Origin of the sequence: Longimicrobium sp. (assembly GCF_036387355.1) — a bacterium.
Taxonomy (GTDB): Bacteria; Gemmatimonadota; Gemmatimonadetes; order Longimicrobiales; family Longimicrobiaceae; genus Longimicrobium.
Window position 1 is genome coordinate 1 of record NZ_DASVTX010000457.1, and the last position, 15,972, is coordinate 15,972.

Annotated in this window: 12 protein-coding genes and 1 tRNA gene; 3 read left to right on the plus strand and 10 right to left on the minus strand. The window is 70.1% G+C overall.

What is annotated here, in order from left to right; translation table 11 throughout:
- Nucleotides 1–412: 412 nt before the first annotated feature.
- From VF665_RS19890 to VF665_RS19905, 4 genes are all read right to left on the minus strand, one after another.
- Nucleotides 413–1,195 (minus strand): DUF5715 family protein, encoded by a 783-nt coding sequence (locus VF665_RS19890; RefSeq protein ID WP_331055210.1) that lies wholly within the window; start codon nucleotides 1,193–1,195, stop codon nucleotides 413–415.
- A gap of 102 nt (nucleotides 1,196–1,297) precedes the next feature.
- Nucleotides 1,298–3,736, minus strand: coding sequence for a transglycosylase SLT domain-containing protein (locus tag VF665_RS19895; protein ID WP_331055211.1), 2,439 nt, complete (start codon nucleotides 3,734–3,736; stop codon nucleotides 1,298–1,300).
- A 271-nt stretch (nucleotides 3,737–4,007) separates the two neighbouring features.
- Nucleotides 4,008–4,478 carry a hypothetical protein gene (locus VF665_RS19900; protein WP_331055212.1) on the minus strand — a complete coding sequence of 157 codons (471 nt, stop codon included), beginning with the start codon at nucleotides 4,476–4,478 and terminating at the stop codon, nucleotides 4,008–4,010.
- The gene (locus tag VF665_RS19905; protein ID WP_331055213.1) at nucleotides 4,475–5,035 is read right to left on the minus strand and encodes a nucleotidyltransferase domain-containing protein; all 561 of its coding nucleotides are present in this window, start codon (nucleotides 5,033–5,035) and stop codon (nucleotides 4,475–4,477) included. Before VF665_RS19905 ends, VF665_RS19900 begins: the two co-directional genes overlap by 4 nt.
- A 260-nt stretch (nucleotides 5,036–5,295) precedes the next feature.
- Between VF665_RS19905 and VF665_RS19910 the strand changes: the two genes are divergently transcribed.
- Nucleotides 5,296–6,075: an RNA polymerase sigma factor gene (locus VF665_RS19910; RefSeq protein WP_331055214.1), complete on the plus strand. Its 780-nt coding sequence runs from the start codon at nucleotides 5,296–5,298 to the stop codon at nucleotides 6,073–6,075.
- 70 nt (nucleotides 6,076–6,145) lie between these two features.
- Entirely contained in the window at nucleotides 6,146–7,288 is a 1,143-nt protein-coding gene (locus VF665_RS19915; protein WP_331055215.1) for a hypothetical protein, read from the plus strand.
- Nucleotides 7,289–7,355: 67 nt separating this feature from the next.
- Here VF665_RS19915 and VF665_RS19920 read toward each other — a convergent pair whose 3' ends face one another.
- The 6 genes from VF665_RS19920 to VF665_RS19945 all read right to left on the minus strand — a co-directional run bounded on the left by VF665_RS19920 (nucleotide 7,356) and on the right by VF665_RS19945 (nucleotide 14,933).
- The gene (locus VF665_RS19920; RefSeq protein ID WP_331055216.1) at nucleotides 7,356–8,099 is read right to left on the minus strand and encodes a hypothetical protein; all 744 of its coding nucleotides are present in this window, start codon (nucleotides 8,097–8,099) and stop codon (nucleotides 7,356–7,358) included.
- A 93-nt stretch (nucleotides 8,100–8,192) separates the two neighbouring features.
- Entirely contained in the window at nucleotides 8,193–8,948 is a 756-nt protein-coding gene (locus tag VF665_RS19925) for a hypothetical protein (protein ID WP_331055217.1), read from the minus strand.
- 25 nt (nucleotides 8,949–8,973) lie between these two features.
- Nucleotides 8,974–12,033, minus strand: a complete 3,060-nt coding sequence (locus VF665_RS19930; protein WP_331055218.1) for a CHAT domain-containing protein — start codon at nucleotides 12,031–12,033, stop codon at nucleotides 8,974–8,976.
- A 252-nt stretch (nucleotides 12,034–12,285) separates the two neighbouring features.
- A tRNA-Met gene (locus VF665_RS19935) sits at nucleotides 12,286–12,359 on the minus strand.
- Between the two features lie 262 nt (nucleotides 12,360–12,621).
- Complete coding sequence (locus VF665_RS19940) at nucleotides 12,622–13,653, minus strand: hypothetical protein (protein WP_331055219.1); 1,032 nt, start codon at nucleotides 13,651–13,653, stop codon at nucleotides 12,622–12,624.
- Nucleotides 13,650–14,933, minus strand: a complete 1,284-nt coding sequence (locus VF665_RS19945) for an esterase-like activity of phytase family protein (protein ID WP_331055220.1) — start codon at nucleotides 14,931–14,933, stop codon at nucleotides 13,650–13,652. The genes VF665_RS19940 and VF665_RS19945 overlap by 4 nt, the downstream gene beginning before the upstream one ends.
- A 177-nt stretch (nucleotides 14,934–15,110) precedes the next feature.
- Here VF665_RS19945 and VF665_RS19950 point away from each other — a divergent pair.
- Nucleotides 15,111–15,972: erythromycin esterase family protein (locus VF665_RS19950; RefSeq protein ID WP_331055221.1), on the plus strand; the 862-nt coding region annotated here is incomplete at its 3' end.

The following is a 15,972-nucleotide window of genomic DNA, read 5'->3' on the forward strand; positions in this document are numbered from 1 at the left end:
CCGCTGAATCTCCCACGGCTCCGTGGTAGGATCGCCGCGCGAACCTCCGCACGGCGCACGGAGTCGCAGGGCAACGCGGGTGCCCGGCACAAACTGGCGTCGTTGCTGGAGTTTCGGCTGATGGAGGAACGTGGGATGTCCGGTCCGGTGGACGCGGTCCGTCCTCCACTTCGTATCGCGCGCTGGATGGGCGGGAACAAAAAGCGGAGCGGGCGGAATGGTTCCGCCCGCTCCGCTGACAATCTCAACAGACGCGATCAGGTGGTGTTTCGGCCGGCCCCGGCGCGGAAGGCGCGATGGGGTGCCTCCGAAAAATGCGGAAAACTCAGCGCATGTACAACCTGCGGCACCGTCCGCCATCTGCCGGCCCCCGTCCACCGCCCGCGAGTTGCTGCCTGGCGTCCGTCGCCCCTCAGCGTGCGGGGATGATGAGCACCTGCCCCGCCACGATCCGCGTGCTGCGCATGTCGTTCGCCGTGCGCAGCCGCTCCACCGTCAGGTTGTGGCGCCGCGCGATGTCCCACAGCGAATCGCCCTCCCGAACACGGTAGGTGCTGCTCCGGGCCCTCGGGGCCGCCGGGCGGCGGGGCGTTTCCGCCGAGGCCGTCCGCCGGTCCGCGCTCACCCCCGCGTCGTCGCGCCCGATGTAGCGGCGATACGGGCCGGGATACACCGCCACGTGAAAGTGCGGCGGGCGATGCTCTTCCGTGGCCTCCAGCACCCCCTCGCCCTCCAGATAGCTCAGCCGGCCGCGCAGCCAGTTCAGGCAGCGGCGGTTGGCCGGGCGGCGGATGTCCACCGCCATCCCCGTGGGGTGCACGGTGCGCTCCGTGGAGTTCACCAGCCGGATGGAGCGCGGCCGCACGGCGCTGGTGATCACCAGCCGTTCATCGCACTCGTCGTGGTACTGCTCCGCCAGCCGCTGCACGAACGTGCGGGTGATGGCGAGCGCGAACGGCTGCGACACGCCGGAAAGACGGTAGTCCGAGTTGCCGGAAAGGCGAACCAGGTCGCCGTCGCGCACCGCGCCGCGCACCCCGGCGGCCGTGCGGTAGAACGTCAGGTCGTGCGCCTGCGCCTGGCGGTACATGCGGTCGATGCTCGCCGGCGAGCCCTGCAGCGACTGGGCGCGCGCGGGCACCGCCGCAAGCACGGCGGAGGCAAGCAGAAGGGCGGTGGTTCGCGCGATGGGCATCGGAAACGTCGTCAGGCAGAACAAGCGGCGCCGCGCACCGTACGGGTGCGCGGCACAGTGTAAGGATTGCACGCCCGGGCGGTCAACGCCCGGCGGGAGCGGTCACCGGCCGCCGGAGGCCAGCCCGGGCGAGCGCGCCCCGCCGTACAGGCGGCGGTAGACGGCCGCGTTGCGCAGCACCACGTGCACGTACTCGCGGGTTTCGGCGAACGGAATCCGCTCGCGAAAGGCATCCACGTCCGCGCCGTAGCCCAGCTCGCGGCGCCAGCGGTCCGCCCGCGACGGGCCGGCGTTGTACGCGGCCAGCGCAAGGTCGCGCTTGCCCTTGTAGCGCCGCATCTGGTCGGCCAGGTAGCGGGAACCCATCCGCAGGTTGATCTCCGGGACGGCCAGCAGGCTCGCGTCAAAGTTGCTCACCCCGGCGCCGGGAGCGAGCCACGCGCCCGTCGCCGGCATGATCTGGCTCAGCCCCGTGGCGCCCACCCACGAGCGCGCATCCCGCCGGAACGACGATTCCTGCCGCACCAGCCCGGCCAGCAGATACGGATCCACCTCCGCGCGCTCCGCTTCCCCCGTCAGAATGTCGCGGTACGGGAATGGAAAGACGACGCGCAGCAGCCGCGCATCCCACTCTCCCCCGCGGCGCTCCAGCAGGTCGCGGCCCAGGCGGATGCCCTCCACCGTGTGCCCGCCCGTGCTGAGCCCCTCCGCCAGCGCCAGCAGCGCCTCCGGGCGCGTGGCCAGCCGCACCGTCTGCCACGCCAGCTCTTCCTTCCACTCGGCCTGCAGCCCCAGCCGGTCCAGCACCTCCAGCCTGCCCAGCGCCTCCGCGGCGTCGCCCGCGTCGCGCGGGGTGGATGGCCACGGGCGCGCGTTCGCCAGTGCGCGGGCCAGCGGGTCCGCGCCGGACCGGTCCCCCGCGCGCATGGCGTAGTACGACACGGGGTCCGCCTGGATCGCCGCCTCGTACATGGCCCGCGCCCGGCCGTCCCGCCCCGCCTTTTCATGCAGGACACCGACGCAGTAGGCGAGTTCGGCCGTCGCTTCGCCGGATGGATAGCGGGCCACGTACGATTCCCACGCGGCGATCGCGCCCGCCGCGTCGCCCGCCTTCCTGCGGCGGTCGCCCAGCCGCATCAGCGCCTCGCGCGCGTCCGGCGACGACGGGATGTCCGCCGCACGGCGATAGTACGCGATCCCGGTCTCCACGTCCCCCGCCGCATCGCCCAGCAGAAAGAGCGCGGTGCCCGCGGCGGCTGTTCCCGGGCGGCGCTCCACCAGCTTGCGCAGCTCGCCCAGACCCGCGCCCGCGTCCACCCGGCCCAGCGCACGGGCGGCGTACAGCTCCGCCTCCGCAGCCTGCGCGGGGTCCGGCAGCTCCGCGCCCAGGCCGGCCAGCACCTCGCGCGCGGGGCGAAAGTCGCGCTCCTCCCACAGCAGCCGCCCCAGCCGCAGCCGCTGCACGGGATCGGCCGATCCGGACGCACGCATCGCCGCGCGCAGGCTGCGGGCGGCCAGCCCCGGGCGCGAGGCCGCCTCGTACGCCGCGGCGCGCGCCATCTGCTCCTCCGCCGTCCCGCCCTCCGCCACCTCGCCCAGCCGCGTCGCCGCGCGCAGACGAAGGGCGGCCGGTACGTCCGCGTTCGTGCAGACGCTGCGCAGCACCTCGCGCGCGTCGTCCACACGCCGCGTGTTGATCAGGATGCGGACACGCTCCAGCGCCAGCTCGGCCGCGTGCGGATCCGCGCCGGCGGTGCGCAGCAGCGATTCTTCGCGCGCCAGCCGCTCCAGTGCCTGCGCCGTGTCCCCGCGCGTGAGGCGGAACGCGGCGCCGGCGCGGGCCAGCCGAACGCGGGCGGCGGCGCCGGTGCTGGGCGCGTCGGCAATGCCGGAGGCGCGGGGGTCACCGGCGCGGGCCAGCGCCTCGGCCTGCAGCACCCGCATCCAGTCGCCCTGGGCGCCCAGCTCCTCCGCCGCGGCCCCGTACGCATCCGCGGCCCCGGGCGCCTTCTGCCGGGCCAGGGCGCGGCCCAGGCGCGCGCTGGCCTCCGCCTGCCGCGGCGCGTCATCAATGCGCCGGTACCGGCGATACCCCTCCGCCGCGCGGGCCCAATCTCCGCGCGCTTCTTCCGCCCGCGCCAGCAGGAACACCCCTTCGCCCCCGCTGCGCGCTTCCAGCCACGGCTGATTCTCCAGAAGCCGCCGCACCTGCCCCCACCCGTCCCACCCGGCCGCCGCGCGCGCCGCCATGAGCACCACGGCGTCGGGCGCCTCGGCGGGATCCTTCACGAAGCCGCGCAGTTCCTTCCACGCCGCCCAGGGCCGGTCCGACTCCAGGTGCTCGCGCGCGGACTCCATGGCCACGGCCATGCGCGCGTTGCTGAAGCGGGGGACGGCGTCGGAGGGGAGCGACGGCGAAAGCGCCGCCACGCCGGGCACGGCGCGCATCAGGGCGCGCTCGCCAGAGGCGTTGCTGATGGCCAGCCCCGTCGAAAGTCCCACGAAGGCGGCCCAGAGCCGGGCGGTAGGATGTCGGTTCATTCCTGCCTGGAGACTGCGAGCGGGGCAATGGATCGGCCCCGGTGAGCAAGGCGGGTGCGCGCCACGCCTGCCTTCGCCACCTTGGGCGAAAGGCACGATCCGTTCCCCAAAGCCATCGTGGACAGCGGGTTACGGAGCCGGTGCGGCGTGTGTGCGAGAACAAGCGTACCCCGGCAGTGCGGGTCAAGGTTCCCGCCGCATGGTCCGCAAGTGGTTGCGGCGTTGGAAGATGGACAGGTGGGACGGGTGCGGCGGTCCGTCCGCTCGGGGGTCAGGACGGGATGGGTGCGGGAACCAGCGTGAGATGCGGCCTGAAGGCGGCCAGCGATGCCGCGCCCGCGGAGAAGAGCCGTTGCGCGGCATCCCTGAGTGCGGCGAGCGCGTGGTCGTCCGTCGTGCGCTCCCAATCATACACCGCACCGTGCCGTTGCTGGCGGATCACATTGCGATCACGGGCAGCCTCGGAAGCCTCGCCCAATCCATGGGCGGCCACGGCGGCGAAGGTATGATGATGATGGCCGTCGCCCCGCACCCGGTAGCCAGCGGCGCGGACGATCGCGGTACTCGCCTGTAGCGTTCCCTGGTACAGCAGAGTGAATGCCGCGTCGGCATCCAGGCCCGGCAGCATGGAACTGGAAAAGCTGCGCACCGCCTTGTGCCACATGGCTTGAACCTCGGCGTCAGGCGCGGGCCGCTCTTCCAGCTGTCGCCCGTCAAGCATCAGTTGAATGCGTATGTTCATGCGGGCACCATCCCGGGCAGCGACTCGGGATCACCGCACACCCAGATCTTGGGCCCGGCAAGCAACCCTTCCACGAACGCGTTCCCCGACTCCAGGCGCGCCCCGAGTTCGTCTGCATCGTACGCAATCACGTCAACCTCGCGGCCGATGAGGACCGGCAACTCGGCGAGCACGCGTTCCGCGGCCCCGCGAACGTCCGTCCCGGCCACCAGAAACAGATCGACGTCGCTCTCCGCCGATGCGGTGCCCTGCGCCGTCGATCCAAAGAGGAATGCGGCTTCAATCCCCGTGAACCCCGCGAGCGCTTCGCGAATCACGTCACCCGGTGCGGCCGTTGCCCGAAGCAGCATGACCCAGGCGCGCCACGACGGATGCTCCTCGTCCGCGGCGTAGAAAGTCCGGCCCTGCTCATCACTACGCGTGAGGGCGCCGATCGCGGTGAGCCGGCGCAACTCCGCCTGTGCGGATGCGCTCGGCAGGCCGGTGCACCGCATCAGTTCGCGAACGTGGAGCCGCGTGGCTGGATGCGTCAGAAAAAAGATGATGAGGCGGGCCATCGCCCTGGATGGAAAGATCAGGCCCAGCGTGGATGCCGGCTCTCGTTCGCTCATCGGGCTCCTGGTTCTGTGCTGAAATCTAGCACACGCACCTGATGGGCGGAAGCCGTACTCCGAAGCTCCGAAGCAGTGGAATCTTCCTTATGGCGCAATCCGTGCGGGCATGGTTGCACGCGTGTCCGGGTTCCCCATAGCTTGCGGGAACCCTCTTCCAGACGGGACGCGAACAAATCGCGCTCTCCTCCACTCGCGCACTCGCGATGCCGGACCGGCAGCACTACGAGTCCCTGTTCCTGGAGCACCATCCGCGCATCGAGCGCATCATCGCGTCGCTGTGCGCCCGCAAGGGCGTGCGCGGCGACGAGGCGCAGGAGTTCGCATCGTGGGTGCGCGAGCGGCTCATTGCCGACGACTACGCCATCCTGCGCAAGTTCCAGGGCCGCAGCAGCCTGCCCACGTATCTCACCACCGTCATCATCAACCTGTTCCGCGACTTCCGCGTGGCGCGCCGGGGCCGGTGGCGCCCTTCCGCCACCGCCGTGCGCCGCGGCGAACTCGCGGTACGGCTGGAGCGGCTGGTGCAACGCGACGGGCTGCGGTGGAGCGAGGCGGCGGAGGTGGTCCGCAGCACCGGCGACACCGAAATGTCGCCCGTGGAGATCACCTCGCTGATTGCGGAACTTCCCGACCGTTCGCCCATGCGCCCGGTGCAGACGGGGGCGGACGCGCTCGACATGCTCCCCGCTTCTGCGCGCGCCGACGCGGAGATCATCCGTGCGGATGCGCAGGCGGAGCGCGGCATGCTGATGGCTGCTCTCTTTCGGGCAATGGACCGGCTGGACCCGGAGGACCGGCTGGCCGTGCGGATGCGCTTCTGGGATGGCGCCAGGATCGCGGACATCGCGCGCGGTCTGGGGCGCGAGCCGCGGTGGATGTACAAGCGCATCGACCGGGTGATGCAAGGGCTCCGCAGCGCGCTGGAAGCGGAGGGCGTCACCGGCGATCAGGTGGCGGACGTGCTGGGGGAGTTGAACCCGTGAGCGCCGCGCGTGGCGGATTCCGTGGGTCTGTCCGTCCAATACGGGGACGGCCGATGAACGAAGGGACCGCGTGAACGGAAAAGGGATCAACCCCGAGGAGCTTGCCGCCCTGCTGGATGGGCGGCTGGAGGAGCGCGAGCGCGCCGAAGTGCTCGCGCGGCTCGACGCGTCGGATGACGACTACGAAGACTTTCTGGACGCCGCCGCCCTCCTCGCCGAGTTCGACGCGGAAGACGAGGCTGCCGGACTCGCCCCCGCCCACGCGACGCACACCGGCGCGCCCGAAAGCGTCGGCTTCGACGTGCCGATCGACGCGAGCGCGACGGCGGTGGACGGTGCCCCCGGTGTCCACGCCGGCGAACCTTCCGCGGCCGAAGGCAGAATCGACGAAGCGCATCCGGCCGCTGCGCCCGCGGACCGGCCGCTCCACATCGTTCCGCGCGATGCTGCCGAGCGGCTGGACCTGCCGCCGGAGCCGGGGCCGCGCGCCGCTCCTGGCGGTCTTCCGCTGCCTGCGCGAAAGAAGCCGGTGTGGCGTCGCCCGGTGTGGCTCGCCGCGGCGGCCGTAATCGCCGCCGCCGCACTCACCCCGCTGCTCTGGCGCCGCTCTGAGCCCGCGGGCATGGCGCAGATGGCGGACGCGTTGAGCGCCCCCGAGCGAGGCCTGCCCCCCGGGTGGACGGACGAGCGCCCCTGGCGCACCACGCTGGGCGCCGGTGACGGCATGCGCGCGGAAGCAATCGCCGCGCGCTTGGGCGTCACGCACGTAGACCTCGAACTTGCGGTGGCCAGCGGCGACCATGGAACCGCCGCGACATTGGCGAACGAAGCCGCCGCACTCCTCGAGCAGGTTCCGGGTGGCGGTCAGTCCGCGGCCCAGTACCGTGAGATCTCCCGGACCGCGGCTTCGCAGCCCCCTGCCCCCGCCTCGCTCGATTCCATCGGGCATGATGCCGCGGCGATGGCGGGGAGCGACTACGCCGCGCTCGGTGCGTGGGCAGAGGCGGCGCGGCTCGCGGCCAGCCACGGCGACGCCGCATTCTTTGCTGGCGCGGATACGAAGCGAGCACTGGCGCAGGGTCTGGCTCTCCCTGGCCTGGACGGCGACACGGAAACGGCGCTCCGGACTGCGGATAGGAGTGCACGAGAGCGGCCGGACCCCGCCCTGATCGCGCGCGCGGCCACTCTGCTCCTGCGGCGGATCGCGAGTTGAATCCCCGCGCAAAACCCACACGAGAAAGCCCGCGGCCAATGGTCGCGGGCTTTCTCGTTTTCCATGCTCAGGGATCGTGGTCGCCTTGGCCCAACATGCATGTGTAGGCCGTCAAAGCGAGAATCTTTTTCGCATTCCCGTCCGGCTCTTCGTCCAGTATGACCTCCGGGGCGGGGTCCGGGCGATTCGGGAACATATGGAAGTAGCCGTGAAAGTGCCTGACGGGACAGTCCTTCTTGGCGGGTGGGTCCCACCGGGGCACATTGCGAATCTCCAGGCTGATATCCTGGCCCGCGGGAGGCTTGAATAGGGCCTCCTTCCTCAGCGGGAAGCCTAGCTGACTGACGTTCCACACCTGACCAAAGTCCCGAACGTCGTTCAGATGGTACGTGATCCGGTGAACAAGCTCTTGTGTCTGCCCCGCGCTCCCGTTGGGTCTCTCGACACGAAACTTGACCGGTTTCTCGTTCGCTCCATACCGATGCGGGAGTGGCAAGATGATTCGGGCCGCGAGATCGCGGCCCAGCCCACCGGGCATGGTCTGCTCGCATGCCACCTTCTGCGTCAGGAGGTCGGTTAGATTGAGCACGTTTTTCGGAAGCTTCCCTGCACTGCCTCCCGCCTCATGGCCCAGCACGGCCAATTCGCAATTGTCGAGCGACTCCCACCCCTGCCAACCCGAAAACCGGATCTGTGCGTTGTGGCGGTCCGACGGGGCGCCATGATTGTGCTGAGGCAGAAGCACTTTCAGGCGACCCCGTGCTTCCGGAACGAACAGGCACATCCCGGTGAATGTGATACTCAGGTCCATTACAGCTCCACGGATGGATGGGGATTGGCGGCCGCTACATGCGCCACCGTGCTGCCAGCCGGGGCGGGAAGGCCCGGCTGGCCGGTTCGCGTCTCAGCCCTGGCCGAGCATGCACGTGTAGGCAGTCAGCGCCCTCTGGGGAGCCTCGTCCAGGAAGATGCGGGGGGTCTTGGCTGAAGCGACCGGGAAGACGGGCGGATAGGCACGGAAGTGCAGGGCTTCTTCGTCCTGAGCCAGTGGCTTCTCCCACCGGGGAACGTTTCTGATCTCAATCAGCCGTGGCCCGCCGGACCCATCCGGAGGCGCCAGGTCGGGCAGTTTGTCTTGTTGGGTAAAATCTTGGAGGTTGTACGCAAGGAAGCCGTTGTCAACTGTGGCGTTTGCGAGGTCCAGCGTAATCTCGTGAACCAGTTGCGGCCGCATGAAAACCACGTCATCGACTTCGACCCGCCACTGCACGGATTCCGGTTTGATATAATTCGTGGGTTTGGGAAGGATCATCCGGGCGACTACGGACGACCGGCAGCGGCGGCGCTTGCCCCACTGATCCTTGTCGAGCTTCTGCTGGCCCACCAACGAGCCTACGTCGAGGACTTCGCTGGGGATCTGGGTTGTGCCTGGCGTGCAGGTCAGGTTGGCCGACAGATCGAGCTCCGTCTGATCCAGCGACAGCCATCCAACCGAACCCGGATACTTGATCTCGGGATGATGGTGCGCAATCGGAACCGTGGGCGGATGACCGTTGCCGTTGCCAGGTCCGTGCACGTGCGAGGATGGAGCGACTACGTACAGCAGGCCGTCCCGTTCAGCCAGGAGCAGAAGCCCGGTCAGTTTGATCTGGACATCCATGAAGCAACTCCGTGTGCAGGGGAGATCAACTGCCCGCGTACCGGAACCCGGCCCATGCGGCCGGATTGCGCAGCGCGGGATTGGATGACCGCAGCAGTCGAAGCTGCGCGGCCCGCAACGCATCCGCGCCGTCCGGAGAACCCCGGTAGGCACGGTAGAACTCGGTCATCAACTCGCGCGTAAACTGCTCGTCTACCTGCCACATGCTCCCTACGACGCCCCCGGCCCCCGCCCGGAGCATCGCCCCCGAGAGTCCGGCGAACCCGCTCCCCCGCCCCGTGCGCGACCGCTGCGTCTCGCAGGCGGAAAGCACCACCAGGTGCAGCCCGCGCAGGGGCATGCCGCCCAGTTCGTCCGCCGTGAGCCGGTGATCCTCGCGGCCGGCCAGCACCAGGTAGGACGCGTTGGGACGCGCGTCGTTGAACACCGCGTGACCCGCAAAGTGGAACAGGTTTGCCCGCCCGAGCGCCTGCTGCACCCGCGCCTTGTCGGCGGCCTCGGCCTGCAGCAGGCGGGCACCCGGCCACGACGAGGCCAGTGCCGAAACCGCGGCCGCAGTTTCCGGAACGCGCCGCAGACCCCGCTCGGCGGCGGGATCGAATGCCGGGTCCGCCACGAACAGAGGCTCCCCGGATCGGCTGCCCGGCCGTATGTCGTGCGCATCCCGCAGCGACGGAGAAAAGCGCAGCGCATGTCGCTGGATGAGGTACGTGGTGTCACCCGAGCCTCGCAGCGCAACGAACGGCGCCGCCGCGATTTCCCCGTCCGCGACCACCACCAGCTTGGCGTTCGGACGCAGCGCCGGCGCCAGCGGAGCGATCAGCCACCGGTGCAGCGCGTTCAACTCCGCCCCTACCGAATCCGCGGCGGTTCCACTTTCGAACGCAACCCGGGTGCGCTCGACCACGGCAAGGAACTCGTCGCGATGCACAGTAGCGCTGTGCATCTGAACCTGGGTGCCGCGAACGGACCAGCCCACGAGCGTGTCCCCGATCAGGGTGTAGTCGAGGACGGTTTCTCCCGGAGGAGCCAAAATGGGGTCACGCCCATCCTCCACCCGGCCAGGGGCCAGCGAGGCACGTCCGCGCTCAAGAGCGAGGAGCGCCTTCCGGTCCTCCCCCTGCCTTACGTACAGCATCACCAGCCGGTCGAACGCCGCACGCCGCGCCTCCAGCATGGCCGAGCGCTCGGTTGGCTTCGCGAGCCGCGAGGTTACGCTGTCCAGCATGAAGGTAGCGGTGGCGAGATCGGCTTCCGCGCCGGGTGCATCGCGAGCCGCGAGCTTCGCTTCGGCCAGCAGCAGCAGCGCCGGAACCAGCCGCGCGTACACCTTCTTGCCGCTGAAATAAGCCACCACAGAATCCAGCACGGCAGCGGAGCGTCTCGGATCGCTGAAGCGGAGCATGCCCGCCCGTGCAAGTCCTCGGTCGCTGGTATACCAGGCCTTTTCGTCGGGATTATCCACGCTCTCCGCCAGCAGTTCGGACGCTTTCAAGTCCGCCTCTGCCCCGAGCCGGTCCCCAAGGCGCAGCCGGCTGCTTGCCCGCGTAAGCAGCGCCTCCGCTCGCTGCTGAGGGGAGATCCCGGACGCAACGGTGACGAACTCGTTGTGAATCCGGACGGCTGTGCGCGGCATCTCGGCTGCCTGGGCCGCCACGCCCATCGCGTGCAGATGGTTGTGCAGCCGCACCGATGCGCGGTACGGGCGCAGCGTCGTCATCGCCAATTGCATGATGCGGTAGGCCTCATCCTCATCACCGGTCTCAATCAGCGACTCACCCTGCATGCTCAGCACCGCACCCATGTTCTCCCGCTCACCAATCCGCTGGAACAGCGCCGCCGCATTGCGCATCTGCCTGACCGCGAGCTCATGCTCGCCAACACGCATCCTGGCAAGCCCGAGAGACCAGAGCGTGCGTCCCTGGAGGGCCGGAAACCGTATTGCCTCCCCCGCCGCTGCCTCAGTGAACGCATGAGCGGCGGAGTCGGGCTCCTCCCCGTAGTAGAACGCGACGCCCTGGTAGTAGCGCGCCCAGCCCCTGAGCGCGGGATCGTGGCGTGCCGCCTGGGCGGCGGCGCGCAGGTGGAGGAGCGCCGTATCCGGGGGCAGAGCCCGTCGGGCCCCGAAGTCCTTGTGGGCGTGCGCGAGCACGGCGAGTGCACCCGGCTCGCCCTTCGCGCGGTGGATGGCGGCCAGGGATGCGGCCACGCTTCCATCCCCTCCCCGCTTTCCGAGTTCGTCGGCGATCGTCCGCGCCGCGGCGATCGATTGTTCCGCACGCGCTGCATCGCCCGCCAGCACGGCGTCCCCCCACGCCGGGAGCAGACGGTCCTGAGCCAACTCACGCGCGTTCTGCGGAAGCGCAGCCGCGTACGCCCGAAGCTCCGCTGCGCTCGCGTCCGGCCCGGGTGCCGCGGGCAGGCGTACGGTGCCGATGGAGCGTTGATGGCGCTGCGCCTCCCCCCCCCAGCCAGACCCGCCCTCCGCACGCGCGATCTCCCCCCATTCACGGCCCGCTTCCCCGTCCAGACCGGCGCGGTCCAGAGCGAGGGCCAGATTGTACCGGGCCGCGCCATTACGAGGATCGTCGGCCAGCGCCTCGTCGGCGGTTTCGATGGCGGCGAACAGGTCGCGCATTCCGCCACCCCGCGAAGCGCGCAGCAGGTACGCCGCGGCAAGATCCGCCAGGACAGCCGACTGCTCGCTGGACAATCGCGCCGCCGACTGAAGATGTTGGATGGACACGGAGATTCTTTTCTCCCCCTCGCCCGCCCACAGCAGGTCCAGAAGCCCCAGCGCGTGCAGCGCGTCGGCAGTGGGACGGCGTTTCATCTGTGCAACGGCGGCCGCCTTGATCTCGGCCGCGCGCGCAGCAGCGGCGCCCCCGGCCGCGCACGCTCCCCCTGCGGAATGCCTCTCACACGGGGCATACTGCGCCGAGACGGACACCCGCGGCTCAATCAGGCGCGAGCCGTTCAGATCACGCCGCAGCATGGCGAGTGGGTTCGTCCCGCCGGCGTTGCAGGAGGAAACGGCCAAGAGCAGGGCACCGGGAAACACGACGGAGCGGATGGTGCGTGCCATGCGGCGATGGGGCGAATACATGTGTGGAGGGCGACGCCCCGCGGGAATGGATGGGTCGAGGGCGGGAGATGGAACCTGGGGTGCGAACAGGGTTCCACGCCACAGGTTGGCATTGTGATTCCCGACAGCTCCTGACACAAGAGCCGTAGCAGTCGGATGCGGACCGCAGATCCTGCGCTCTGTCAGCAGATCAGGCAAACGCACAACGCGCCCTGCTCTCCCGAAGGAGAACAGGGCGCGTTCTGACGATCATAGCGGGGGCGGGATTCGAACCCGCGACCTTCGGGTTATGAGCCCGACGAGCTACCAGGCTGCTCCACCCCGCGACGAGTGCACCTGGCCGGAGACTGTGTTTGAAGCCAGATCAGTTTCTGATCGGGTGGGTGACCTCTCGGCGGCTTCTGCGGCATCCTTGCGGGCGCTGCATCCCTCGCCAGATTCGGCCCCCGGCTTCAATGGTGTCGGCTCAAACAAGGGAGCCTCCGGCCTCGTGCGCGCAGCAAATATATAGCTCGCAACCATTTAGCGCAACCCTGCGCCGACATCCAGTCCCCAGTTCCCAGTCCCAGTCTCCCTATTCCCTATTCCCTATTCCCTGCCCTTCCCCCAAACCCGCGACGCGCCCCACACCGCCAGCCCCGCCACCACCCCGGCCACCCCCGCCGCCAGCCCGGGCCGCTCCAGCACGCGTAGCCCGAGTTCCAGCCGCCGCGCCAGCACCTCGGCTCTCGCGCGGAACTCCGGCACCGGCTCCCGCGCGGTCCAGTCAACCGTGGTGAGCCGGGCCAGCCAGCCGCGCTGCACGCATCCCTCCAGGCTGAACACGTGCACGTCGTCCGTGTGGCCGCGGGCGATGCGCAGGTCGCGCGCAAACTCGTCCCACGTCAGCGGCGGCGGCGGGTTGAGCCCTTCCTCCACCCCGCCGCCGGTCACGCCCACGGCCACCGCCGGAAAGTGCGCGGCGTAGTAGTCCAGCAGCCCCGGGCCGTACGGCCGCACAAAGCTCGTGTACAGCATGCAGACCTCGCGGTCCACCCCCACGTCCAGCATCCCCGTCAGCCGCTGCAGCACCGCCGTCCCCGCGCGCCGTTCGTGGTGGATGAACGGAAACACGTACGCATCCACCGGATAGCCGTCGCGGCGGATGGCGGCGACCAGCCCCTCGTACGTGGCGCGCGCGTCGTCAATGCGGGCGAACAGGCGCGGAACGCTGCGCGTCAACAGCGTCCACGGATTCGCGCGGGCATCGCGGACGTCGTGAATGCTGGGCTCGATGTCGATCCCCACGCGCTCCCACCGCAGCGCGTGCCGCTCCGTCCAGGCGCGAAACTCCTCGTACCGGGCGCAGACCTCCGGGCCGTTGCCGCTGTGGCACCAGTATCCGCCTTCTTCGGAAAGAAGAATCCACGCGTTCAGCGGAATCCCTTCGTCCATGAGCATGCGCACCACCCCGGCGCGCTCGTCGCTCAGGTCCATGAGCCCCAGCGTGACCGTCGCCTCCAGTTCGCGCAGCAGAATGGGGACGCGCGCGTCCGTGAACAGCCTCGCCAGCGGCCCGGGCGCAAGCTCGCAGAAGAACGAAAGGCGCGGCACCCCGCCCCGCCGGTCCGGACCCGTCATCGCCGCACGCCCGCGAGCGGGTCCGCGCACCCGGCCGGCCGCCCCACCCCGCGGGCGAGCGCAAGCGGCCGGGGGAGGCGGATGAGGATCATCTCCGTCGCGTCCTTTACGTCGCGCCCGCGCCCACCCGTGGCCGGATAGTTGTTGTCGTTCATCACCAGCAGCGTGCGGCTGTCCATCACAAGCAGGTTCTCGATGGTGAGGTACGGCATGCGATACGTCAAGCCGAATCCGCCCAGCCGGTGCGGGTTGGCGGTGTCCAGCAGGTCCGCGACGAGTTCCTTGGCCACCACGCCGTCCGCGTCCGCGCGCGACAGGTCGATGCGGAACACGCGCTTGAACCGTGCGCTGTCCCCCTGCGCGCCATCCCGTTCAATGACCAGGAACTCGCGCTCGTTCACCGCCGCCATGTCGCCGATGGCGTGCGCGGGACTGTCCAGCGGATAAAAGCGGACTGTGTCGCCGAAGGTGCCGCGCGCGGGATCGAACGTGTACAGCCGCAGCCGGCCCGCCGGGTCGCCCGTCACCGTCCCCTCCAGCAGCGCGAGCAGGCGCCCGCTCTCCGGCATCCGCGCCATTCCCTCCACGCCGCGGGAGGCGCCGAGGTTCGCGGCGGAAACCGCGCCCGGCGCCGTCCCGTTTGCCGCCACCGCCGGGTTCTGCGGCGAGCGCACCGTCCCCGCCGCGCCGTTGGGGAACGCGATGGGTGCGGCGAGCAGCCGCCCGTCCGCGCCAAAGTGCAGCAGGAACGGGCCGAACTCGTCGCCGAGCCAGAACGTGCCGTCCGGCGCCGCGACCATGGACTCCGGATCCAGGTCACCGCCCGTCAGCAGACGGTCGCCGGCGAACTCGCGGACCAGGAGAAAGGCGACGCGCGCATCGGGATCGGCGAGGGGGACAAAGCCGTCTCCGCGCAGCCGTCCGGATCCGCCGCGCGCGGTCTGGAACTCGGGGACCAGCCGGTGGATGCGGAGCAGAAAGTCCGGACTGTTGGCGCGGTTGCCGTATCCGTTGTCCCCCGTGGACCAGAAGACGCCGCACGCGGGCCCGAACTGTATTCCGCTGAAGCCCTGCACCGGCTGTGACGGAAAACGGGGCGCCGCCGCGCGCACGCCCTGCCCGTCGAACTGCCCGGACGGCGGGCCGGACGTGAACGTGTCCGCCTGCAGCCGAGCCCATCCCGCCAGTTCCGCCCGCTGGGCCGCGGCCCCATCCGCCCCCAGCACCAGCGCGAAGCCAAGCGCCGCCGCGATCCCCCGCCCCGCACCTGATCCGTTCATCATCCCCATCCCTCGTGGTTCCGGGCACGGATGCGCCGCGCCGCACCGGCGGGATCGTAGCGAGTCCCGGGCCGTTCCGCTGGGGACCACAGTCATCCGCCAGGCCCGAAGCGCTGTCGGTCGGGGTGGCATGGACGGTGCGCGCCCGCGGCGGTCCACGCGAACGGAGGATGGCTGATGGCGAGACGGGCGGAGGAGCAGGATGACACGGCGGCGCTGGCGGCGGTGCGCGCCGCGGCCATCCCGCTGACGGGGCCGGAGGGGAACTGGGACGCGCTTCTGGATCTGGTGGGCGACGCGCAGTTCGTGCTGCTGGGCGAGGCGACGCACGGAACGCACGAGTTCTACCGCGCCCGCGCCGAGATCACGCGCCGGCTCATCACGGAACGCGGCTTTACCGCCGTGGCCGTGGAGGCGGACTGGCCGGACGCGTACCGCGTGAACCGCTACGTCCGCGGCCAGGGCGACGACACCACGCCGGAGGAGGCGCTGGGCGGGTTCAAGCGGTTTCCGCAGTGGATGTGGCGCAACGACGACATCGTGGACCTGGTCCGCTGGCTGCGGGAGCACAACGACGGTGTGGGCGAGGGCGGAACGCAGGCTGGCTTCTACGGCGTGGACCTGTATTCCATGTTTTCATCCATCGAGGCCGTCATCCAGTACCTGGACGAGGTGGATCCCGAGGCGGCGAGCCGCGCGCGCGAACGGTACGGCTGCTTTCACCGCATCGGCGGGGGCGATCCGCAGTCGTACGGATACGCGGCGGAGCTGGGGATCACCCGCGCCTGCGAAGACGAGGCCGTGCGCCAGCTGCAGGAGCTGCGCGCCCGCGCCGGCGAGTCCGTGGGCGATGCGGAAGACGAGCTGTTCTTTGCGGAGCAGAACGCGCGGCTGGTAAAGAACGCGGAGGAGTACTACCGCAGCATGTTCGCCGCGCGGGTCTCGTCGTGGAACCTGCGCGACTGCCACATGGCGGATACGCTGGACGCACTGGCCGCGCACCTGGAGTCCAAGGGAATCGCGCCGCGCATCGTGGTGT

Excerpts from the sequence above, each read along its gene's own strand:
- VF665_RS19905 (WP_331055213.1), bottom strand. The coding sequence starts at position 5,035 with ATGGCCCGCCTCATCATCTTTTTTCTGACGCATCCAGCCACGCGGCTC.
- VF665_RS19920 (WP_331055216.1), bottom strand. The coding sequence starts at position 8,099 with ATGGACCTGAGTATCACATTCACCGGGATGTGCCTGTTCGTTCCGGAA.
- VF665_RS19895 (WP_331055211.1), bottom strand. The coding sequence starts at position 3,736 with ATGAACCGACATCCTACCGCCCGGCTCTGGGCCGCCTTCGTGGGACTT.
- VF665_RS19900 (WP_331055212.1), bottom strand. The coding sequence starts at position 4,478 with ATGAACATACGCATTCAACTGATGCTTGACGGGCGACAGCTGGAAGAG.
- VF665_RS19945 (WP_331055220.1), bottom strand. The coding sequence starts at position 14,933 with ATGAACGGATCAGGTGCGGGGCGGGGGATCGCGGCGGCGCTTGGCTTC.
- VF665_RS19930 (WP_331055218.1), bottom strand. The coding sequence starts at position 12,033 with ATGGCACGCACCATCCGCTCCGTCGTGTTTCCCGGTGCCCTGCTCTTG.
- VF665_RS19910 (WP_331055214.1), top strand. The coding sequence starts at position 5,296 with ATGCCGGACCGGCAGCACTACGAGTCCCTGTTCCTGGAGCACCATCCG.
- VF665_RS19925 (WP_331055217.1), bottom strand. The coding sequence starts at position 8,948 with ATGGATGTCCAGATCAAACTGACCGGGCTTCTGCTCCTGGCTGAACGG.
- VF665_RS19940 (WP_331055219.1), bottom strand. The coding sequence starts at position 13,653 with ATGACGGGTCCGGACCGGCGGGGCGGGGTGCCGCGCCTTTCGTTCTTC.
- VF665_RS19890 (WP_331055210.1), bottom strand. The coding sequence starts at position 1,195 with ATGCCCATCGCGCGAACCACCGCCCTTCTGCTTGCCTCCGCCGTGCTT.